At 54.1% G+C, this 19,449-nt stretch carries 23 protein-coding genes and 1 tRNA gene; 3 read left to right on the top strand and 21 right to left on the bottom strand.

Features of this window, described 5'->3' with window-relative positions; all coding sequences use genetic code 11:
* Positions 1–7: 7 nt before the first annotated feature.
* On the bottom strand, positions 8–1,558 hold the full coding sequence (gene murJ, locus APA10_RS10430) for a murein biosynthesis integral membrane protein MurJ (protein WP_003629908.1): 1,551 nt from the start codon (positions 1,556–1,558) through the stop codon (positions 8–10).
* A gap of 174 nt (positions 1,559–1,732) precedes the next feature.
* Between murJ and APA10_RS10425 the strand changes: the two genes are divergently transcribed.
* The gene (locus APA10_RS10425; RefSeq protein ID WP_050923499.1) at positions 1,733–2,905 is read left to right on the top strand and encodes an AI-2E family transporter; all 1,173 of its coding nucleotides are present in this window, start codon (positions 1,733–1,735) and stop codon (positions 2,903–2,905) included.
* Positions 2,906–2,947: 42 nt separating this feature from the next.
* Here the strand turns inward: APA10_RS10425 and APA10_RS10420 are convergent.
* The 7 genes from APA10_RS10420 to APA10_RS10390 all read right to left on the bottom strand — a co-directional run bounded on the left by APA10_RS10420 (position 2,948) and on the right by APA10_RS10390 (position 7,386).
* Positions 2,948–3,021, bottom strand: a tRNA-Pro gene (locus tag APA10_RS10420).
* 64 nt (positions 3,022–3,085) lie between these two features.
* Complete coding sequence (locus APA10_RS10415) at positions 3,086–3,838, bottom strand: MerR family transcriptional regulator (protein WP_035367619.1); 753 nt, start codon at positions 3,836–3,838, stop codon at positions 3,086–3,088.
* Positions 3,831–4,151: an integration host factor subunit alpha gene (locus APA10_RS10410; RefSeq protein WP_003623929.1), complete on the bottom strand. Its 321-nt coding sequence runs from the start codon at positions 4,149–4,151 to the stop codon at positions 3,831–3,833. The genes APA10_RS10415 and APA10_RS10410 overlap by 8 nt, the downstream gene beginning before the upstream one ends.
* 72 nt (positions 4,152–4,223) lie before the next feature.
* Positions 4,224–5,204: a beta-ketoacyl-ACP synthase III gene (locus APA10_RS10405; protein WP_003623931.1), complete on the bottom strand. Its 981-nt coding sequence runs from the start codon at positions 5,202–5,204 to the stop codon at positions 4,224–4,226.
* 64 nt (positions 5,205–5,268) lie between these two features.
* Positions 5,269–6,375 (bottom strand): phosphate acyltransferase PlsX, encoded by a 1,107-nt coding sequence (plsX, locus tag APA10_RS10400; protein ID WP_003623933.1) that lies wholly within the window; start codon positions 6,373–6,375, stop codon positions 5,269–5,271.
* A gap of 87 nt (positions 6,376–6,462) precedes the next feature.
* A complete protein-coding gene (gene rpmF / locus APA10_RS10395; protein WP_006116507.1) occupies positions 6,463–6,666 on the bottom strand; it encodes a 50S ribosomal protein L32 in 204 nt (67 codons plus the stop codon).
* 165 nt (positions 6,667–6,831) lie between these two features.
* The gene (locus APA10_RS10390) at positions 6,832–7,386 is read right to left on the bottom strand and encodes a DUF177 domain-containing protein (RefSeq protein WP_035362249.1); all 555 of its coding nucleotides are present in this window, start codon (positions 7,384–7,386) and stop codon (positions 6,832–6,834) included.
* Between the two features lie 246 nt (positions 7,387–7,632).
* Between APA10_RS10390 and APA10_RS10385 the strand changes: the two genes are divergently transcribed.
* A complete protein-coding gene (locus APA10_RS10385) occupies positions 7,633–8,190 on the top strand; it encodes an outer membrane protein assembly factor BamE (protein ID WP_003623939.1) in 558 nt (185 codons plus the stop codon).
* Between the two features lie 12 nt (positions 8,191–8,202).
* On the opposite strand, the gene APA10_RS10380 is transcribed toward APA10_RS10385, so the two are convergent.
* The 5 genes from APA10_RS10380 to def are packed head-to-tail and all read right to left on the bottom strand — an operon-like array spanning position 8,203 to position 12,035.
* Positions 8,203–9,585, bottom strand: coding sequence for an ATP-binding protein (locus APA10_RS10380; protein ID WP_003629636.1), 1,383 nt, complete (start codon positions 9,583–9,585; stop codon positions 8,203–8,205).
* A 10-nt stretch (positions 9,586–9,595) separates the two neighbouring features.
* A complete protein-coding gene (locus APA10_RS10375; protein ID WP_080587153.1) occupies positions 9,596–10,318 on the bottom strand; it encodes a response regulator in 723 nt (240 codons plus the stop codon).
* A complete protein-coding gene (locus APA10_RS10370; protein WP_003623945.1) occupies positions 10,308–10,829 on the bottom strand; it encodes a MarR family winged helix-turn-helix transcriptional regulator in 522 nt (173 codons plus the stop codon). The genes APA10_RS10375 and APA10_RS10370 overlap by 11 nt, the downstream gene beginning before the upstream one ends.
* 18 nt (positions 10,830–10,847) lie before the next feature.
* Positions 10,848–11,507 carry a ubiquinone biosynthesis protein COQ9 gene (locus APA10_RS10365; RefSeq protein ID WP_003629632.1) on the bottom strand — a complete coding sequence of 220 codons (660 nt, stop codon included), beginning with the start codon at positions 11,505–11,507 and terminating at the stop codon, positions 10,848–10,850.
* Between the two features lie 3 nt (positions 11,508–11,510).
* Entirely contained in the window at positions 11,511–12,035 is a 525-nt protein-coding gene (def, locus tag APA10_RS10360) for a peptide deformylase (protein ID WP_003629631.1), read from the bottom strand.
* Positions 12,036–12,248: 213 nt separating this feature from the next.
* On the opposite strand from def, the gene rpsU reads away from it, so the two are divergent.
* Positions 12,249–12,452, top strand: coding sequence for a 30S ribosomal protein S21 (gene rpsU, locus APA10_RS10355; protein ID WP_003623949.1), 204 nt, complete (start codon positions 12,249–12,251; stop codon positions 12,450–12,452).
* A gap of 152 nt (positions 12,453–12,604) precedes the next feature.
* On the opposite strand, the gene leuB is transcribed toward rpsU, so the two are convergent.
* The 8 genes from leuB to ffh all read right to left on the bottom strand — a co-directional run bounded on the left by leuB (position 12,605) and on the right by ffh (position 19,449).
* Positions 12,605–13,729, bottom strand: coding sequence for a 3-isopropylmalate dehydrogenase (gene leuB, locus APA10_RS10350; protein WP_003629629.1), 1,125 nt, complete (start codon positions 13,727–13,729; stop codon positions 12,605–12,607).
* A gap of 15 nt (positions 13,730–13,744) precedes the next feature.
* On the bottom strand, positions 13,745–14,368 hold the full coding sequence (gene leuD, locus APA10_RS10345; protein WP_003623951.1) for a 3-isopropylmalate dehydratase small subunit: 624 nt from the start codon (positions 14,366–14,368) through the stop codon (positions 13,745–13,747).
* Complete coding sequence (gene leuC / locus APA10_RS10340; protein ID WP_003629628.1) at positions 14,368–15,771, bottom strand: 3-isopropylmalate dehydratase large subunit; 1,404 nt, start codon at positions 15,769–15,771, stop codon at positions 14,368–14,370. The genes leuD and leuC overlap by 1 nt, the downstream gene beginning before the upstream one ends.
* Before the next feature lie 154 nt (positions 15,772–15,925).
* The gene (gene rplS, locus APA10_RS10335; protein WP_003623953.1) at positions 15,926–16,309 is read right to left on the bottom strand and encodes a 50S ribosomal protein L19; all 384 of its coding nucleotides are present in this window, start codon (positions 16,307–16,309) and stop codon (positions 15,926–15,928) included.
* 14 nt (positions 16,310–16,323) lie between these two features.
* Positions 16,324–17,076, bottom strand: a complete 753-nt coding sequence (gene trmD / locus APA10_RS10330; protein ID WP_003629626.1) for a tRNA (guanosine(37)-N1)-methyltransferase TrmD — start codon at positions 17,074–17,076, stop codon at positions 16,324–16,326.
* Positions 17,073–17,615 (bottom strand): ribosome maturation factor RimM, encoded by a 543-nt coding sequence (gene rimM / locus APA10_RS10325; protein WP_035365823.1) that lies wholly within the window; start codon positions 17,613–17,615, stop codon positions 17,073–17,075. The genes trmD and rimM overlap by 4 nt, the downstream gene beginning before the upstream one ends.
* A gap of 14 nt (positions 17,616–17,629) precedes the next feature.
* Positions 17,630–17,983, bottom strand: a complete 354-nt coding sequence (gene rpsP, locus APA10_RS10320; RefSeq protein WP_003623956.1) for a 30S ribosomal protein S16 — start codon at positions 17,981–17,983, stop codon at positions 17,630–17,632.
* A 62-nt stretch (positions 17,984–18,045) separates the two neighbouring features.
* The gene (ffh, locus tag APA10_RS10315) at positions 18,046–19,449 is read right to left on the bottom strand and encodes a signal recognition particle protein (protein ID WP_014456997.1); all 1,404 of its coding nucleotides are present in this window, start codon (positions 19,447–19,449) and stop codon (positions 18,046–18,048) included.

Here is a 19,449-nt window from a genome sequence, read left to right as displayed (position 1 = left end):
GTATTGGTCAGGCGCGTTTACGGTTTAAACGCCTGCGTAAGCCTGCCAGCACATCTGCCAAGTCCATAACCCCCAGCATATGCAACATACCGGCATAAAATACGCCACCAATCCCGACCATAACTGTCAGCCATATCAACCGCATGAAAAAATGCGCTGGCAGCGGCAACAAGGTTTCCACCCCAACAAGAAGCACGGCCATAACGGCAGCACCCAGCCCCACCCGGCCAATACCGCCCAATGTTTCCGGCGCAAGAAGCAGGGCATTTTTTTGCCGCAGTAAAAGCGCCAACACAGCCACATTGATAAAAGCAGCCAGACTGCTCGCCAAAGGCGGCCCCATATGAACCAGCGGCTTCATAAAAAGCAGATTGAGCGCAAAATTAAGGAGCAGAACGCCAATACCAATATAAACCGGCGTGCGCGTATCACCCCGTGCAAAAAATGCCGGAGAGAGCACCTTCACCATCACAAAAGCGGGCAAGCCAATAGCATAAGCCCGCAAGGATTGTGCCGAAAGCAGCGCATCATGCTCGGTGAAAGACCCGTGGCCGAACAGAACAATCATGATCGGCCCTGCCAATACCAACAAACCCGCCACAGCAGGCAGTGTCAGCAGCAACACATATTCAATGGACCGATTTTGTGCCGCATGGGCTGCGTCTGTTTCTCCCGCAGCTAAATGGCGCGTCAGAACAGGAAGCAACGTGGTACCGGCTGCAGCCCCCAGAACCCCTAAAGGCAACTGGTTAATCCGATCCGCAAAATACATGAGCGAAACACTGCCTGCGGGCAGCAGCGTGCCAATAATGGTATCAATAGTGAGGTTAATCTGCCCCACACCACTGCCGATCAACCCCGGCACCATGCGGCGCAATAACAGGCGAATGCGTGGGGTAAGAGCAGGCCACAAAGGCGTAAGGCCAAAATGCGCACGCTCACACGCCCAGAACAACAGCCCCAGTTGCGCAACACCAGATGCCGTCACCCCCCATGCCGCAGCGTAGGCAACATTCGGCAAAAAGGGCGAAGCCAGCAGAATGGCTGCAATACCCACCACATTGAAAGCCAAGTATGCCGCCGAAGCCACGCCAAATTTGTGCAAGCCGTTAAGAACACCAGCCAATAAAGCTGCTGCACAAATCAACACCAGATAAGGAAAAGTAATACGGCTCAGGCTGACTGCCAGACCGTATCTCTCTCCACTTTGCAAAAAACCTGGAGCGATAACCTTAAGAACCTGCGGCATAAAAATTTCGCCCAGCACGCATAAAAACAGCAGCCAGACCAGCATGACACCTAATGCTCTACGCGCGAAAAGCTGCGCTTCTTCTTTACCTTCCCGCGTCAGCACAGAAGAAAATAACGGCACAAATGCTGCGTTAAATGCGCCCTCACCAAACAGACGCCGGAACATGTTGGGCAGACGAAAAGCAACCTGATAGGCGTCCTGTAATGCCCCCGCCCCCATAAAGGCAGCCAGAAGCTGATCGCGAACAAGACCAAGAACACGGCTGAGCATTGTCCAGCCGCCAACGGTAAGGAAATTTTTGAGCATGACAGGATCAGTTCTTACTACGCCGCAGGAAACTGCGCGACACTAACGAAAGTGTCAGAAAAAGATACGGGAATATGATCCTTATGCGGCATATCTGGTTATGGCATAGGCACGGCCGCCATAGCGCGATATGGTTTGATAACTAAGCTTATGCTCGCCCCCAGCATATAAGGTATGCTGAAGATAAAATGTTATTGCGGAACCCCTGGGAGAACATACCGGAATATGCCTGATTCATTGCCATCACAATTTCTTCCGGATTCACCACGGTGCTCTCTTATCAAACCAAGCCAGCGTTCTCGCCGGGGGCAGGAAATGGCGCGTACAGTTCTGGCGCTGTTTATTGTAGGGGTAGCCGTTTACACAATTCAGGGCTTTCTGCCTGCATTGGCGTGGGGAAGCGTTTTTGCCATTGCCACATGGCCGCTTTATACGCGCGCCTGCAATAAATGGCCCCATGCGGCATCTGGCACACTTTTGCCCCTGTTGTTTACAGCGGCCATGGCATTGCTATTTGTTATACCGCTTACACTTGTAACGTTGGAAGCTGTAGGAGAGGCCCAGAGCGCACTGGAATGGGTATCTCACGCGCGTGAATATGGCGTGCCTGTGCCCGATGCCATTCACCGCCTGCCTTTTGGCAGCACCGCCATAAGCAAATGGTGGGAGGCCCACCTTTCAGACCCACGTGATCTTTCTGGCATGCTGGGCAATCTGGATAGCAAAGGCGTGGCAGTTACGCGCGCCGTGGGTTCGCAGGTTGCGCATCGCGCCACATTGTTCTGCTTTTCCATCCTTACCCTGTTTTTTCTTTATAAGGATGGGCTTTCCGTTATCCGCCAGTGCCGCGTAGTTTCATGCCGCGCTTTTGGTAAACGGGGGGAAAGCATTGGACGGCAGATTGTTGCGTCCATTCACGGCTCTGTTCAGGGGCTGGTGTTGGTAGGTATTGGAGAAGGCCTACTGCTTGGCATTATCTACGTATTTGCCCATGCCCCGCACCCTGCTTTATTTGGCGTAATTACTGCCGTAGCAGCCATGATCCCTTTTTGCGCCATGATAGCTGTTGGTTTGGTTTCTCTGCTTATTATGGTGCAGGGTAGCTCCGTTGCCGCCATTACAACCTTTTGTATTGGCGCTGTGATTATCTTTACGGCTGACCATTTTATCCGCCCTGCCCTTATTGGCGGCAGCACCAAGCTACCTTTCCTTTGGGTACTTTTGGGTATTCTGGGCGGTGCAGAAACGTGGGGCCTGATTGGCCTGTTTATTGGCCCGGCTGCTATGGCCGCGCTGAATCTGCTGTGGTGCCGGTGGGCATACGGAAACAACCCAAAAGCCAGTTAGGCTTTTGGGTTGTTCTGCAACACTGATTTTTCAGAGAAAATATCGGGCAGGCGGGATTCGAACCCACGACCCCCAGTCCCCCAGACTGATGCGCTACCAGACTGCGCTACTGCCCGTTAAGTGTGGAGTGGTGTTTAGCAGGAGGTTTTCTGCAACACAACCCACCCCAGACACAATTTTTTAAGAAACCAGCTTTTTACGGAAATCTTCCAGCTCCACCAGCACATCTGCCAGATCCTGACGCAACTGACGGTTCTGTTCTACTAGTTCCGTCATATGCGGATGCGGCTCAACAGATGCAAATGTAACCACTGCATCTTCCATTTCTGGTGACAAATCTGTGGCATCCTGAACATCTTCAGCAGTTGCTGCTGGCTCTGGCTCTGGCTCTGGCTCTGGCTCTGGCTCTGGCTCTGGCTCTGGCTCTGGCTGGATTGTGGATGCATTATCATCCACAGCAACCACTTTTTCAGAAGAATCTTCTATAATTTCAAAATCTTCTGCTGCAACTTCAGATGATTTAACTGCTTCTACGGCAGTTTCTGGCTGCTTTTCAGACTCATCTTGCTGGCCTGTTTCAGGCGCAGGTGTTTCGGCAGCAGGCACTCCACCGTTTTGCAAAATCCGCTGCACACCTTTGATGGTGTAGCCCTGAGTATAAAGCAAATCTGCAATATGCCGTAAAAGCTCTATATCGGCAGGCCGGTAATACCGGCGGCCACCACCACGCTTTAATGGCCGAACCTGATGAAACTGTGTTTCCCACAACCGAAGCGTATGCTGCGGCACATGAAGCTCATCTGCCACTTCGCTAATTGTGCGAAACGCAAAAGGCCCTTTTTCTGAAGGCGCTGAATTCGTGCTTACATTTTCCGCTGTGGGAGAAGAGGATTCTCCCCCTGTTTCGGAAAAAGTCTGCGCCTCATCAGTCATGATCATGCTCCGCTTCTGCATCTAGCGTTTCGTGGTTTACTTCAGCGCGCAGAAGCTGACTCGGACGAAAGACCAAGACCGAACGCGGCAAAATCGGAACTTCCTCACCCGTTTTCGGATTACGGCCGCTCCGTTGGCCTTTTTTCCTCACAGAAAAAGTGCCAAATCCGCTGATTTTAACACTTTCGCCGCGTTCAAGAGCGTCCATCACCGTCTCCAGAACATCTTCCAGAAGAACGGAGGATTCTTTACGAGACAGGCCAACCTGCTGATAGATCTGCTCTATCAAGGATGCACGTGTGACAGTTTCCATAAAAAATAAAGTAACACGCTTACACGCCGCGTCAATTCATTCACGCAGTTGTGCTTACAATATGTTCTGAAATTATAGCCTTACCAGAGCGGAACCCCATGTCAGGCCACCACCCAAGGCTTCCATCAAAACCAGGTCACCTTTCTGGATACGCCCATCACGCACGGCTTCATCCAATGCCAACGGCACAGATGCGGCCGATGTATTGGCATGCCGATCAACCGTGACCACCACCCGTTCAGCAGGCAGGTTCAGCTTTTTAGCAACGCCTTCAATAATGCGGATATTGGCCTGATGCGGCACCAGCCAATCTACATCTGCGTAAGAAAGACCTTCAGCTTCCAATGCCTCATCTACAGAGGATGAAAGCTTGCCAACGGCATGGCGGAATACATCGCGCCCGCTCATTTTCAGATGTCCGCTTTTATCCGGCTGCCCCACGGCACCATCCACATACAACAGGTCTCCTGCTGTGCCATCGGAATGTAAATGCGTGGAAAGAATGCCGCGATCACCCGGCTCATCCGAAGCAGAGAGCACAACGGCACCGGCGCCATCCCCAAACAGCACGCAGGTTGTGCGGTCTTCCCAATCCATGATGCGGGAATACACTTCAGAACCGATAACCAGCGCATTCCGAATCTGGCCGGAACGGATAAACGCATCTGCTGTGGAAAGCGCAAAAATAAAGCCTGAGCACGCAGCTGTAATATCAAAGCCAAAGCCTTGCTTCATGCCCAATGCAGCTTGAACACGCACAGCCGTTGCGGGAAAAGCCTGATCTGGCGTGGCTGTTGCTACAAAAACCGCATCAATATCGTCAGCCGTCAGCCCAGCATAATCCAGAGCACGCCGTGCAGCCTCTGCCCCCATGCTGGCTGCCGTATCATTCGGCCCAACAAGATGGCGGCGGGTGATACCTGTGCGGGTTTTGATCCATTCGTCTGATGTTTCAAGACGTTCTGCCAGCTCTGCATTGCTGACAACCCGATCTGGCAGGAAACCGCCAAACCCTACCAGAAGCGAACGTTTCGCCATAAACCGTTCTTTCATTATCAGCCAACAGCATGCGGTAGCGACCCAACATGCCGCTACTGATCAGACAGTCTTGCACCAATCAGGAAACGGGAACCGCTGGCTCGCGCTCCTCCGCATTTTGCTGGGGAGAGAGAAGTGCACTCATATGGGAGAGACGGTCACGAATACTGTCATTAAATCCGTGCGTCACCATATCCATTGCCACATCAACCGCTGCGGCAAATCCTTCTGCATCCGTGCCGCCGTGAGACTTAACAACCACACCGTTCAGGCCCACAAAAACGGCCCCATTGTAACGGCGTGGATCAAGCCATTCCTTCATGCGTTCCAAACCCGGACGCACAAGCAGATATCCAATTTTGGAAACAATACCACGCTTAAATACGCGCCGCAGGAGAGTGGTTGCCATTTTAAGCACCCCTTCCCCGGTTTTAAGCGCGACATTTCCGGTAAAGCCATCAGTCACAACCACATCGGTTGTGCCTGCGGTAATATCATGCCCTTCCACAAACCCGTGGAACTGCGAAGCCAATGGGCTTTCTCGCAGGGCTTCTGCTGCTACACGCAGCTTTTCATCACCCTTCAGCTCTTCCGAACCGATATTGAGCAACCCGATAGAGGGCGCAGGCAGCCCTAACACAGCCTTGGCAAAAGCTTCACCCATTACGGCAAACTCTACAAGGTTGCGCCAGTCACACGCCACATTCGCACCCAGATCCAGCATGACCACATCACCCTTGATGGTAGGGCTGATGGCCGCCATGGCGGGACGGGAAATACCCGGAAGGGTTTTGACAACAATTTTGGCCAAAGCCAGCATGGCGCCGCTGTTACCAGCAGAAACCACACCACGGGCGCGGCCACTTGCCACGGCATCCATGGCAAGGCGCATGGACGATCGCCGCATCCGCAAAGCAGATGTTGGCTTCATATCCATTGGGATAGACTGATCCGTATGCGAGATAGTGCATATGGATGCAGCCTTGGGGTACTTTGCCAGCAAAGGCCGCAACTGGGATTCATCCCCCAGCAGCAGCACCTTGATGCCTCGGTGCCGTTCAGCGGCGGCGGCGAGCCCGGCGACAACAACTTCCGGAGCCCCATCACCTCCCATTCCATCCACGGCAAGGCTGAACACCTCGTCCTGTTCAGAAAGGGAATTATCTGGAATCTCGGTCTTGTTCATGCCTGCTTCTCTGCCATACCGCAGATGCCTTGCTCCCACAGAACGCGCATCACGCTGTAATGCGCGTTTTACCGCAAACCCACGCTATTAAGCGCGGACAGCAACCTTAAGTGCCTTACCGGAAGCAACCACTTCACGACCATCGTAATGGCCACAATGGCTGCACACATGGTGCGGGCGCTTCAGTTCGCCACAGTTAGAGCATTCAGCAAAAGCTTCCACGTTCAGAGCTTCATGGCTGCGACGCATGCCACGACGTGAAGGCGAGGTTTTCTTCTTGGGTACAGCCATGAGCCCGAGCCCCCTCTTGAAAAACGGTTTAAAAACGCCTGGCAGCGTGTTTTTTCACCCCACCAGACAACAACACAGGTTTATCACCAGACTGAGCCGGGGCCTCTAGCAGACGGCAAGCATTTTCGCAAGCAATCCAGAAAGAAAACCCGTACCACGCCCAGATCAGGCCTTGCCCGGTTTTAGCCGAGACAGGGCCGCAAAGGGGTTCTGCTTTTCATCCTGCTCCCCTTCTTCCAAAAGCTTCTCTGCCTCTTCCTCGCTCAGGACAAGGCCTTCTGGCAGATCAATTTCCGGCGCATGTGGGTATGGGTCCAGATCAAGAGCAAACTGCTCTACAGCGGCTTCGCCCAGATCTATGTCCTGACCTTCATACGGAATTTCATCAATTGCATCCAGATCAGGCTCATCCGGTTCTACAAACCGTTCAGAAGGCACAAACCGAACACTGAATGCTCCTGCCAGAACATCCTCAAAGTTTTCAAGGCTGACAACGCAGGTCTGCGTATAATGGACAGCCAGCGCACCTTCTGCCTCCACCACACTGTGCCTGTCTGCCTTAAGCAGATACCGACAGCGAAAAAGTGTAATTTTTGGCAAACCAAGGCGACGGGCAATCGCTGCGCATTCCTGTTCTGTTGCTTCCACCGTCACTGAAGTTTCCTGCCCTCCGATTCGGCGCAATGCCATTGGGCGGGAAAATTCTGGTTTTTCAGACATGGCAGCCTCCTGAGCTGGCAGAGGAAGATCGTTTACAGGGGCGCATACACTTACGGGCACAAGCCCACCTGCAACGCTTTTTCTAATTGGGGCTTTTTGAAGGAAAGCTAAAGGGGGTAAAGTGCAAAAACGGATGGAAAAAACCATTCTGTAATTGACGCTTCGTATCAGTTTGAGGCATCCGACTGTTACATGGCCGCGATGTGCGGATGCCTTAAATGTTATGCTTAGGGAAGCCCCAACCGAATGAAGCAGCCACGCCAGCATAAAATATCACGCCTGCGTAACACCTGTGGCGCACTGGCAGCAGTGATAGCGCTTTCTGGCTGCGCCGTATTTGGGCCAACGCCAACGCCTCGTGGCTCCCTGATTGAAGCAGATGATTACAACCAGCTTATTCCCGGTGCCAGCACACGGGCCGATGCGCTGGATCTGCTAGGTTCTCCCACCACAAAGGGGGCCTTTGATGACAATACATGGATCTATATTTCCATGAGCACATATCTGATTCCCATGGATTTTCCGGGAATCGGCAAGCAGCAAGTTGTGGTGCTGAAGTTTGATGATGCAGGTAACCTGCAAAGCCTGCGCACATTGAACAAAAAAGATTCCCGCTCTGTGGCCATGATCAACAGCATCACCCCCACACCGGGCACAAAAATCAACATCCTCCAGCAAATTCTGGGGAATGTGGGCCGCTACAACCCCATGCAGAACATGATGGGCGCTGGCTCGGCTGGTGCTGGCGGCATGGGCATGAACAACCAGGGCCCAGGCCACTTTGGTTCAGGCAACTCTCTGTAATCACCCGTGGGTCTAGCGCGGCAGGAACAGCCTGACGCGCAAACCACCCATTGGGGAATCCAGCAATTCCATCTCTCCGCCATGCGCACGCACGATATCGCGTGAGATTGTAAGCCCCAACCCGGTTCCACCCCCACGCCCGCTCTCAAAAGCCCGTAGAACGCTGCCACGGTGCTCCTGGGGGATACCCGGCCCGTCATCATCTACCATCACCACAACGCCATCTGATCGGCCCTGAGCGCTTAAATTGATATGCTTTGCATAGCGCCGTGCGTTATCCACCAAATTGCTTAATGCACGCCGCATGGCATCTGGCCGCATATGCACCCGCAACCCCGGCGCCACACGCACTGAGAAAACATGCGCACCAGCGCGCCGGGCTGCGGCAGCCACATCTTCCAAAAAAGGCTCTATTTCGGTGTCCGCAACATTTTCGGTCCCTTCCCCGCGTGCAAAGGCCAAGTAACTGGCAATCATGTGCTCCATTTCCGCCACGTCACCAATCATGTCCTCAACATCGGGCTGAATATCTTCTGCACGCACCATGCCGGTACGGGGCATCATATCCAGAGAAAGCCGCAGGCGGGTAAGTGGCGTGCGCAAATCATGCGATACACCAGCCAAAACCCCCGTACGTTGCGAAACAAAACGGTAAATCCGGTCTTGCATGCGGTTAAAGGCCACAGCCGCTTTGCGCACTTCCTGCGCCCCTGCGGGACGAATAGGGCCAATATCACGCCCAAGCCCAAACTGCTCTGCCGCGTGAGCCAGCCGCCGTATAGCCCGCACCTGATTGCGCATAAACAGGCTGGCAATCACAAACAGCAGCAAGGAACTGCCAACCGCCCACGCCACAAACAGCCAGATCTGCCCCATATCCAGCCTTTTACGCGGAGCCTCTACATCCAACACGCCATCAGGCAACTGGATGGAAATTTTGACTGTGTGGGGGTCTTCTCGCCAGTTTACAAAAAACGGGTAGCTGATAGAGGCGCGTAACGCACGAGCCAGATCTTCATCCATAGGCCCCAACACGTGGGTGGAACCAAAACGCCTAAGCCGTGCATTAGAATGCCACGATTCCACCAACTGCAAATGTTGCTGGGCCTGCTCTACAAACCACTGCCTGTCTGCCGGTTTTTTTAAACGCTCCAAGGCGTTTAATGAGAGCACAATTTCTGATGTGACCGAATCTGAAAGACGGCGCGAGGCAACTTGTAGAAAATTGCCGTAAAAAACTTCCAGCGCGATGCCCTGCGTGATCAGCAAGGGGATCAACACAATCAGCAAGGACCGCGCCAGAAGCGAACGCGGAAGCACGCGCCGCATGGATTTTTCCACCCTGCGTGATTTCCAGAATGAGGATGGAAAAAGCTTTAGCCCGCTGCGCCGCATGATTTATGTCTTACAGCCGCGGTTTAAGCACATAACCACGCCCACGAATGGTATGCAGGTATCGTGGCTCCTTGGGGTCAGGCTCAATACGCCGCCTCAGGCGCGTTACCTGCACATCTACGGCGCGTTCCCCGATTTCCGCCATATCCAGCGCCTTGGCAATTTCCTCGCGCGAGAACACATCGTTGGGCCTGCGTGCCAATACGGAAAGCAGAGCGGCCTCGCCTCCCGTAAGATGAATGGTGCCATTAGGGCCGCTTAGAATAAGCCGAACGGGATCAAACTCTTTATCCCCCAACCGCACGATACGCAGATTATCCGTTGCCGGAGCAGGTTGATGCCGTCGCAAATGGGCTTTCAGGCGTAAAAGCAGTTCGCGTGGCTCAAAAGGTTTACCGAGATAATCGTCAGCCCCGGCTTCCAGCCCCGTAATACGGTCTGCTGGTTCTCCGCGTGCCGTAAGAAGCAGAATGGGGAGTTCCTGCCCTTCATCACGCAGTGCACGTGTCAGTTCCAAGCCGTTTTCACCCGGCATGGTTACATCCAGTACCATGGCATCCGGCTGAATGCCTTCTAGCGTCTGCCGTGCCTCTGCTGCACTGGCTGCTACGCTGACCCGAAAACCATGCTCAAACAGGTAGCGCTGCAATAACCGCCGTAACCGCGGATCATCATCCACCACAATAACATGCGGGGCGACATCTTCTTCCACACTCTCGCGTTCATGCTCCATGCCGCCCTCCTTTTTTGCCTGCTGCATCTTCATTCAATACAGACCGACTCTGTTCGGATAACATTCCACGCATCACGCGCCGAAACCCTTCCACGGCTGCGCCACCTGCCTCTCGATACGCAGCCACAAGGCGCTGGCGCACAACCGCAAACAATCTGGCTTCTGCCGCTTTGCCTTCCGGGCTTAAAAAAAGCAGACGCTGGCGCCTGTCCTGACGCCCCGGCTGGCTTTCCAGATACTGCCTTGCTTCCAGTTCATGCATGGTGCGGCCAAGGCTTTGTTTTGTCACCCCCAACACAGCCTGAAGGCGGCTGACCGGAATACCGGGGCTAAATGCCAGCACCTGCAACACCCGATAATGCGCATGGCCCAGCCCGTCTTCTTCCAGAACTGGCTCAATAGCCTGCGCCATATCGCGCGATGCCAGAAACATAAGGGTTTGCGCCAGACGCAACTGTTCTTCCCGCAGAAAGAGCAGATCTGCCCCTGCCGTTTCATGAGGTAGAGACATACGCGTGCAGGCTCCTCTTTATGCGCGGGCCATAAAGGGAAGACCGCCCATACGGGCTTTAATGCGCCCAAAGCGCAGAACATCTGCCAAGCGCCTATCAACAAAGGCTGCCAAAGTGGCTTCATTATCGCCTCGTGCCAGCCAGTACAGCAGCACAGAGGCATACACACCGCCCAAGCTCAGGCGCTTGGTCACGTAAGTTAACCCCGAGGAGTCATCCTGCGCAGCCTGCCAGATGGCATTGATAGTGCGCATCATGCTCCGGCGCAGTGCTTTTCCCTCACACGGGGCCAGCAGAACAGAAAGACCTTTACGCGTAGCTGAACGGACAGACTCATCCACCGGAAGCCGATACAGCAGCGCCTGCCGCACACGCTGGCTTAAGCGAGACTCTTCTTCCGTATCCCACATGGCTTCCAGCATATCCCTGTCACACAGGTCGAACCATGCTTCCACAAGCTCTGCACTGCCACCGGGAAACAGCAGATCTGCATCTGGGCCTGCCACTTGCAGCAGCACAGTTTTGCCCCAGCCCTGCTCTCCGGCCACGGCGGCCATCTTGCGCAGGATTTCATCCCGCGCAGGATCACGCTCTAACGGCGCAGGCATAATGCCAGCGGCCAGAGTGGCCACCGCCAATGAAATAGCCTGACTTATCTTACCTGCACCCGTGCTCATGCCTTACGCCCCATACCGTGTAAGTTCTTTTGCAAACCCAAATTTGCTCATATCCGTCATCCGCATGGGATAGAGGATTCCATCCAGATGATCCATTTCATGCTGCATGACATGCGCCCGAAACCCGGTGGCCATGCCTTCAACCTTCTGCCCGTGCTGATCAAACCCGGCATACCATATCCGCTTATAGCGCGGCACTTCCCCTCGCAGATCTGGCAGGGAAAGGCAGCCTTCCGTCCGTAGCAGCTTTTCATCATCAACCGGCTTTAAAACCGGGTTGATCAAGGCCTGCACGGGCAAAGATGGATCATCCTCCCCTTCACTCCGGGCAAGCGGCACGCTGTAAAGAAAAAGCCTTTGGGAAACAAAAACCTGCGGCGCAGCCAACCCCACGCCACCGCTTTTTTCCAGAGTTTCGCGCATATCCGCTATCAGGCGCTGAATATCTGGGGCTGTAGGGTCTGGCACCTCCTGCGCGGGCTGCCTTAAAACCGGGTGCCCCATGCGGGCTATTGCAAGAACTGCCATTTTTCACCCCATTTCTATGGAGGTTGCACAATAAAAGCACTCAGAAGTGCATTTTAAACACGAAAGAACAAATTGTATCTTGTCTAAAGGCCGTGTTATAGAGGCCGCCAACAAAGGAATCGGCGCCCCGCAAGGCCGCGACGGTTCCGGTTCCGTATAATCTACAAAAAGCCGGGTTACCCGGATTTTTCTGAAACAGGGGTTAGAGACCAAGTGCACGTTCTCGTCCGTGACAACAATGTCGATCAGGCTCTTAAAGCGCTCAAGAAGAAAATGCAGCGTGAAGGAATCTTCCGTGAAATGAAGCTGCGTCGGCACTTCGAAAAGCCGTCTGAGCGCAAGGCCCGTGAAGCGGCAGAAGCCGTGCGCCGTGCTCGCAAGATGGAACGTAAGCGTCTGGAACGCGAAGGCTTCTAAGCCTTTCCATCCTTCTATCCAAAAAAGGTCGGCATCCTATGGATGTTCCGGCCTTTTTTGTGTCTGCTATATTTCCATAGCTTGCCGCCCATAAAAAAAAGCCGCCCCACCTAAAGTGGAACGGCCTTTTAACTTGTCGCTGACTAGGAGCGTTATTTCTGGAGCTTATCCAGCTCCCGCACAATGGCTTCACCCATAACGGATGTGCCAACGCGAGCCATGCCTTCGCTCATGATATCAGCCGTGCGCAAACCGCTTTCCAGAACGTTGGAAACTGCCTGCTCAATCATGTTTGCTTCTTCCTGCTTGTTCAGGGAGTAACGGAGCAACATGGCAAAAGACAGAATTTGCGCAATTGGGTTTGCAATACCCTGCCCGGCAATATCCGGCGCACTGCCATGAATGGGCTCATACAGCGCAGGGAATTTGCCATTTTCACGCACAGCACCCAGCGTTGCAGAAGGCAGCATACCCAAGCTGCCTGTCAGCATGGATGCAAGATCAGACAGCAGATCACCAAACAGGTTGCCGGTCACAATCACATCAAACTGGCGCGGGTTACGCACCATCTGCATGGCGCAGTTATCAGCCAGCATGTGAGAGAGTTCCACATCCGGGAATTCTTTGGCATGCACGTCTGTAACCACTTCCTTCCACAGAAGGCCGCTTTCCATGACATTGCATTTTTCAACAGAGCACACACGGTTAGACCGCTTGCGTGCCAGATCAAACGCCACACGTGCTACACGCTCGATTTCTGCCGTGGTGTAAACTTCTGTGTTGATGCCGCGCTTGCTGCCATCCGGCAGGGTTTCAATGCCACGTGGGTTACCAAAATAGATACCACCCACCGTTTCACGCACGATCATGATATCCAGACCACGCACCACATCCGGCTTAAGCGTGCTGGCATCTACCAGTGCATCAAAAACTTTGGCGGGGCGCAGATTGGCAAACAGCCCCAGTTCCTGCCGCAGCTTGAGAATGGCCACTTCCGGGCGCTTTTCAAACCCGACATGCGCCCACTTCGGATCACCTACCGAGCCAAACAGCACAGCATCCGCAGCCCATGCCTTCTCAATCACTTCATCACGGATAGGCACACCGTATTCTGCCAGAGAAGCACCACCAACCACATCTTCTGTAATATCGAAGGACAGGCCACGGCGGCTTTCCAGCCAATCAATAACGTGCCGGACTTCCCGCATGATTTCGGGGCCAATACCGTCACCCGGCAGAACAAGAAGTTTTATGGCTGTGTTCTGTGCAGTCATCATGCAGCTCCAGAATAATCAATCAATATGAATGGAAGGCATCCAGGGTTTGTCCCGGTTTTCCCGGTTTTCATACCCTTCGATATTTGTTTCGTGCTGAAGTGTCTGGCCAATATCATCCAGCCCTTCCAGCAGCAGATGCTTGCGGAACGGGTCGATTTCAAAAGGCACTTCCTGCCCATCTGGCCGCACAATAACCTGCCGCGGCAGATCAACCGTAAGGCGGGCATTGCTGCCCATACTGGCATCTGCCATCAGCTGGTCGCAGATTTCACGCGGCAGGCGGATCGGCAAAATACCGTTCTTGAAGCAGTTATTGAAGAAGATATCTGCAAAGGAAGGCGCAATCACGCACCGGATACCAAAATCCAGCAGTGCCCAAGGCGCATGCTCGCGCGATGAACCACAACCCAGATTATCATAGGTAATCAGGATTTCGGCTTTGCGCCACGGTTCCTTGTTCAGCACAAAATCCGGGTTTTCTTTACCATCTGGCAGATAGCGCATGGCATCAAAGGCATTTTTACCCAAGCCTGTGCGCTGCGTGGTTTTAAGAAACCGGGCCGGAATGATTTTGTCTGTATCAATGTTGGCTTCTGGCAGAGCTGCTGCAATGGCCGACAGAGTTGTAAACTTTTCCATTATGCCAGCTCCCTTACATCAGTCAGGCACCCCGTCACCGCAGCCGCAGCAGCCATGGCAGGAGACAGCAGATGTGTGCGGCCGCCCGGCCCCTGACGTCCTTCAAAATTACGGTTAGATGTAGAAGCACAACGCTGACCCGGTGTCAGCCGGTCCGGGTTCATACCAAGGCACATGGAGCACCCGGCCTCACGCCATTCAAAACCTGCATCCAGAAAAATCTGGTCCAGACCTTCTTCTTCCGCCTGCCGCTTTACGTTGCCCGAACCCGGTACAATCATGGCGCGCACGCCTTCAGCCACTTTGCGGCCAGCAGCTACCTGCGCTGCGGCACGCAAATCTTCAATACGGCTGTTGGTGCAAGATCCAATGAAAACAACATCAACCGGTGTGCCAGCAATTTTCTGTCCGGCTTCCAGCCCCATGTAGTCCAGCATGCGCTGCATCTGGGTGCGCTTGGCTTCGTCGGCTTCATCAGCAGGGTTAGGGACGGTGGCCGTAATGGGCAGCACTGTTTCCGGGCTTGTGCCCCATGTCAGGCTGGGGCTGATATCTTCTGCCCGCAGCGTCACTTCCTTATCGAAATGCGCACCTTCATCAGAAGCCAGCGTTTTCCAATAGGCAACGGCCTTATCGAACTCTTCGCCCTTGGGGGCAAACGGACGGCCACGCACATATTCAAATGTGGTTTCATCTGGCGCAACCATACCTGCGCGTGCACCGGCTTCAATTGCCATGTTGCACAGCGTCATACGGCCAGCCATGTCCAGCCCACGAATGGCGGAACCTGCAAATTCGATTACGTGCCCTGTGCCACCAGCCGTGCCGATATGCCCGATAATAGCCAGCATGATATCTTTGGCCGAAACGCCAGCACCAAGCGTGCCATCAACCGTAACGCGCATGTTTTTGGCCGGACGCTGCAGAATAGTCTGCGTAGCCATCACATGCTCAACTTCCGACGTGCCGATACCGAAAGCGAGCGAACCCAGTGCACCATGCGTAGAGGTATGGGAATCACCACACACAATGGTCATGCCAGGTAGAGAGATCCCCTGCTCTGGCCCAACAACATGCACAATACCCTGATTGGCAGAAAGCAGCGGGAAATACGGAACCCCGAATTCCTTAACGTTGCGTTCCAGTGTTTCAATCTGGTTGCGGCTATCGGCTTCTTCAATCGGCTGAGTACGGTCAGACGTTGGCACGTTGTGGTCAACCACAGCCACAGTCTTTTCCGGGTGGCGCAGTTTACGCCCTGCCAGACGCAAGCCTTCAAAAGCCTGCGGGCTGGTGACTTCGTGCACAAGGTGCCGGTCAATATAAAGAATAGAGGTGCCGTCCGGCAGAGTTTCAACGACGTGATCATCCCAGATCTTGTCGAACAACGTACGCGGGCCCATGCCCCTCCTCCTTTATATTTCTTACGCTACGTGCATTAGCTCACCTATTGGGCCAATGCTGTTGCGGTATGCCTATATATCAAAAAGACCCGACTGACATAGGCCAGTCGGGTTTTAAAAACCATATCAGACCGATGTGAACGGTTATATGGTTTTAGCTGGCTGCCGGAGCAACCACTTCACGCGGGCGTTCTGCAATACGAGCAGACTTACCGCTACGGCCACGCAGGTAGTACAGCTTTGCACGACGCACTTTACCACGACGCACAACCTTGATTTCTGCAACCGTAGGTGCGTACAGCGGGAACACACGTTCCACACCTTCACCATTGGAAATTTTGCGCACGGTGAAGTTGCTGTTCAGGCCCTTGTTGGAGCGGGCAATCACAACGCCTTCAAAAGCCTGCAGACGGGTACGTTCACCTTCCTGCACCTTAACGGAAACGCGCACCGTATCACCGGCTTCGAATTCCGGAACAGCGCGCTCTGCTGTCAGACGCTTAATTTCTGCAGCTTCATACTGCTGAATGATGTTCATGTCGGTATCCTTCCTCAAACCCCAAAATGGTCTGTCTGTGCGGCCCCGCCCACAGCTTCAGCCATGTTTCTTTCCTTGCGAGCCAGCCAGGCAGACCACAGATCCGGCCTTCTTTCCCGCGTTATTTCTTCTGCCTGCTTCTGCCTCCAGGCCGCGATGGCGGCATGATTGCCCGAAAGCAGGATTTCCGGCACAGCGCGCCCTTCCCACTCGGCAGGACGGGTATAGTGCGGATATTCAAGCAGCCCTTCGGAAAAACTTTCCTCTACGCCACTTTCCTCACATCCCATCACGCCGGGTAGCAGGCGCACACACGCATCCAGCAACACCAGTGCGGCAGTTTCCCCACCCGAGAGAATGTAATCTCCGATGGATACCTGCTCAACGTCATGCGCTTGCAGCACACGTTCGTCCACACCTTCAAACCGACCACACAGCAACAACACCCCAGAACCAGCCGCATAACGCTGCACATCCTGCTGCGTTAACGGCCGCCCACGAGGTGTAAGATACACACGCGGCACATCTGCTGGTGCCTGAGAGGCAGCAAAAGCGGCATCCACCACATCCGGGCGGATAACCATACCTGCACCACCACCAAACGGTGTATCATCCACTGCACGATGCCGGCCCAGACCATGCTGCCGCAGATCTTCCGTCCGACATGTCCACAAGCCTTTTTCCAGCGCTCGCCCTGCAAGGGAAAGCCCCAGTGGGCCCGGAAACATTTCAGGAAACAGCGTGAGCACAGTGGCCTGCCAGTTCATGGCTGCACCTCTGTTTTCTGCCGTTTACCAACGCCGCGTCCTTCTTCGCCCGAAACTTCTTCGGGGCGCACCACTGTGATTGTCCGTTGTTTCAGATGAACCCCAGGCACACAGACCTGCGTAAACGGAACAAGAGAACCATCACTTAGTTCCAGACTGGCGCCAGCTCCATAATCATGCACCATCACAACACGACCAAGAGAAAGACCGTTTTCAAACGCTTCCATGCCAATCAGATCAGCATGGTAGAATTCTTCTTCCTCAGGTTCCGGCAAAGCGGCGCGCGGCACATACAGGCGGGTGTTCACCAACGCCTGCGCGGCATCACGATCGGCCAGCGGTGCGCCATTGGCATCCCGCAATTCGGCCACGCTATCCGCCCCACGCCAACTGAGGAACCATTTACGGCCCTGATCATCTTGCAATGCCCCACACTGCTCCAGCGTTTGCGGGTTTTCCGCATAAGCGCGCACACGCACAAGGCCGCGCACACCATGCGGTTTACCAACAACGCCCATCAGAATGAGGTTTGAGCACATGATGGTTTCAGGCTTTAGGCAGCAGCGGCTTCGGCAGCTTTAGCGGCTTCAGCAGCGCGTGCCTGTGCCTTCTTCTTCGGAGCAGACTTTTTAGGCTGTTCACGATAAGCGGGCTTAGGTGCCAGACCTGCGTTACCAAGGAAGCGTGCCACGCGATCTGTCGGCTGAGCGCCTTCAGACAGCCAATGCTTGATGCGTTCTTCTGTCAGACGCACGCGTTCAGCGTGATCAGAAGGCAGCATTGGGTTGTAAGCGCCAACCTTTTCAATGAAACGGCCATCACGCGGGCTGCGGCTATCTGCCACAACGATGTGGTAGTACGGACGCTTCTTGGCACCTGCGCGGGCAAGACGAATTTTAAGACTCATTCGGAGTTACTCCAGACCCAAAAATAAAAAACCCGAAAAACTGCTTCGAGAAATAGACCGCCTTAGCGGAAAGGATTGCCACCAGGTCCACCCGGCGGCCCTCCCCCTCCCATTCCTTTCGGCATGAGCGCGGACATTCCCTGGCGCATGAGACCTTTCAAGCCCAGTTTGTTGAAGCGCTTCATCATGGAGGACATCATATCAAACTGCTTGAGCAGCTTGTTAACATCCTGAACTGTAGATCCAGACCCGGCAGCAATACGCTTTTTGCGCGATGCCTTGATAATGGCAGGGTTTTTACGCTCTGCCTTGGTCATGGAAGAAATAATGGCAAGGTGCTTTTTCAGGATCGAGGTATCAAGATCCTTGTCCCCCAAAGCTTCCTTAACTTTACCCATACCCGGGAGCATGCCCAGAATACCGGAAATAGACCCTAGCTTGTTGATCTGGCGGATCTGGGATGCGTAGTCATCCAGATCGAACTTGCCCGCCATCATCTTCTGGGCGAGGCGTTCACCTTCTTCCTGATCAAGCGTATCGGCGGCTTTTTCAACAAGCCCGGCAATATCACCCAAGCCAAGAATACGGCCTGCTACACGTTCTGGATAAAATTCATCCAGCCCATCCAGCTTTTCACCCGTACCAATCAGCTTGATGGGGGCACCGGTAATGGCGCGCATGGAAAGCGCTGCACCACCGCGGGAATCACCGTCCATCCGGGTCATCACAACGCCGGTTACCCCCACAGCCTCATTAAAGGCCTTGGCAGTATTTACGGCATCCTGCCCGGTCATGGCATCTACAACCAGCAGGGTTTCTGCCGGGTGTGTGACATCACGAATCTGCCGCACCTCGTCCATCAACGCTTCGTCTATGGAAAGACGACCGGCGGTATCGAGGATAACGACATCGTAACCTTCGCGCCGCCCTGTATCGAGGGCGCGCTTGGCAATTTCTACTGGCGTCTGCCCGGCCACGATCGGCAGGGAAGTAACACCAACCTGCTCTGCCAACTGCGCAAGCTGCAACTGTGCTGCAGGGCGCTGTGTATCCAGAGAAGCGAGCAGAACCTTTTTACGTTCACGCGTTTTAAGACGCAGGGCCAGCTTACCAGAGGTGGTGGTTTTACCAGACCCCTGCAAGCCAACCATCAGAACGGGAACAGGTGGGGTGGAATTTAGATTAAGGGGAACAGCACCGGCACCGCCAAGAGCATCAATAAGAGCATCATTGACGATTTTAGCGACAGCCTGACCGGGAGAAATGCTTTCCAGCACTTCATGCCCAACGGCACGTTCCTTAACTTTATTAACGAAGTCTTTAACAACAGGCAGTGCAACGTCCGCATCCAGCATGGCCAGACGGACTTCCCGCATTGCCTCCAGAACATCGGCTTCAGACAGCGCTCCCTGTTTAGCGAGGCCATCAAAAACGCCGGAAAGCTTGCCTGAAAGAGCTTCGAACAA

Source organism: Acetobacter pasteurianus subsp. pasteurianus LMG 1262 = NBRC 106471, from assembly GCF_000285275.1.
Lineage (GTDB): Bacteria > Pseudomonadota > Alphaproteobacteria > Acetobacterales > Acetobacteraceae > Acetobacter > Acetobacter pasteurianus.
The sequence above is the reverse complement of the archived record's forward strand: the minus strand, read 5'-3'. Positions and strand labels throughout refer to the sequence as shown.

Bases quoted from the DNA above. Each gene is read 5' to 3' on its own strand.
- murJ (WP_003629908.1), bottom strand. From the start codon at position 1,558: ATGCTCAAAAATTTCCTTACCGTTGGCGGCTGGACAATGCTCAGCCGT.
- APA10_RS10425 (WP_050923499.1), top strand. From the start codon at position 1,733: ATGCTGAAGATAAAATGTTATTGCGGAACCCCTGGGAGAACATACCGG.
- APA10_RS10415 (WP_035367619.1), bottom strand. From the start codon at position 3,838: ATGACTGATGAGGCGCAGACTTTTTCCGAAACAGGGGGAGAATCCTCT.
- APA10_RS10410 (WP_003623929.1), bottom strand. From the start codon at position 4,151: ATGGAAACTGTCACACGTGCATCCTTGATAGAGCAGATCTATCAGCAG.
- APA10_RS10405 (WP_003623931.1), bottom strand. From the start codon at position 5,204: ATGAAAGAACGGTTTATGGCGAAACGTTCGCTTCTGGTAGGGTTTGGC.
- plsX (WP_003623933.1), bottom strand. From the start codon at position 6,375: ATGAACAAGACCGAGATTCCAGATAATTCCCTTTCTGAACAGGACGAG.
- rpmF (WP_006116507.1), bottom strand. From the start codon at position 6,666: ATGGCTGTACCCAAGAAGAAAACCTCGCCTTCACGTCGTGGCATGCGT.
- APA10_RS10390 (WP_035362249.1), bottom strand. From the start codon at position 7,386: ATGTCTGAAAAACCAGAATTTTCCCGCCCAATGGCATTGCGCCGAATC.
- APA10_RS10385 (WP_003623939.1), top strand. From the start codon at position 7,633: ATGAAGCAGCCACGCCAGCATAAAATATCACGCCTGCGTAACACCTGT.
- APA10_RS10380 (WP_003629636.1), bottom strand. From the start codon at position 9,585: ATGCGGCGCAGCGGGCTAAAGCTTTTTCCATCCTCATTCTGGAAATCA.
- APA10_RS10375 (WP_080587153.1), bottom strand. From the start codon at position 10,318: ATGGAGCATGAACGCGAGAGTGTGGAAGAAGATGTCGCCCCGCATGTT.
- APA10_RS10370 (WP_003623945.1), bottom strand. From the start codon at position 10,829: ATGTCTCTACCTCATGAAACGGCAGGGGCAGATCTGCTCTTTCTGCGG.
- APA10_RS10365 (WP_003629632.1), bottom strand. From the start codon at position 11,507: ATGAGCACGGGTGCAGGTAAGATAAGTCAGGCTATTTCATTGGCGGTG.
- def (WP_003629631.1), bottom strand. From the start codon at position 12,035: ATGGCAGTTCTTGCAATAGCCCGCATGGGGCACCCGGTTTTAAGGCAG.
- leuB (WP_003629629.1), bottom strand. From the start codon at position 13,729: ATGATGACTGCACAGAACACAGCCATAAAACTTCTTGTTCTGCCGGGT.
- leuD (WP_003623951.1), bottom strand. From the start codon at position 14,368: ATGGAAAAGTTTACAACTCTGTCGGCCATTGCAGCAGCTCTGCCAGAA.
- leuC (WP_003629628.1), bottom strand. From the start codon at position 15,771: ATGGGCCCGCGTACGTTGTTCGACAAGATCTGGGATGATCACGTCGTT.
- rplS (WP_003623953.1), bottom strand. From the start codon at position 16,309: ATGAACATCATTCAGCAGTATGAAGCTGCAGAAATTAAGCGTCTGACA.
- trmD (WP_003629626.1), bottom strand. From the start codon at position 17,076: ATGAACTGGCAGGCCACTGTGCTCACGCTGTTTCCTGAAATGTTTCCG.
- rimM (WP_035365823.1), bottom strand. From the start codon at position 17,615: ATGTGCTCAAACCTCATTCTGATGGGCGTTGTTGGTAAACCGCATGGT.
- rpsP (WP_003623956.1), bottom strand. From the start codon at position 17,983: ATGAGTCTTAAAATTCGTCTTGCCCGCGCAGGTGCCAAGAAGCGTCCG.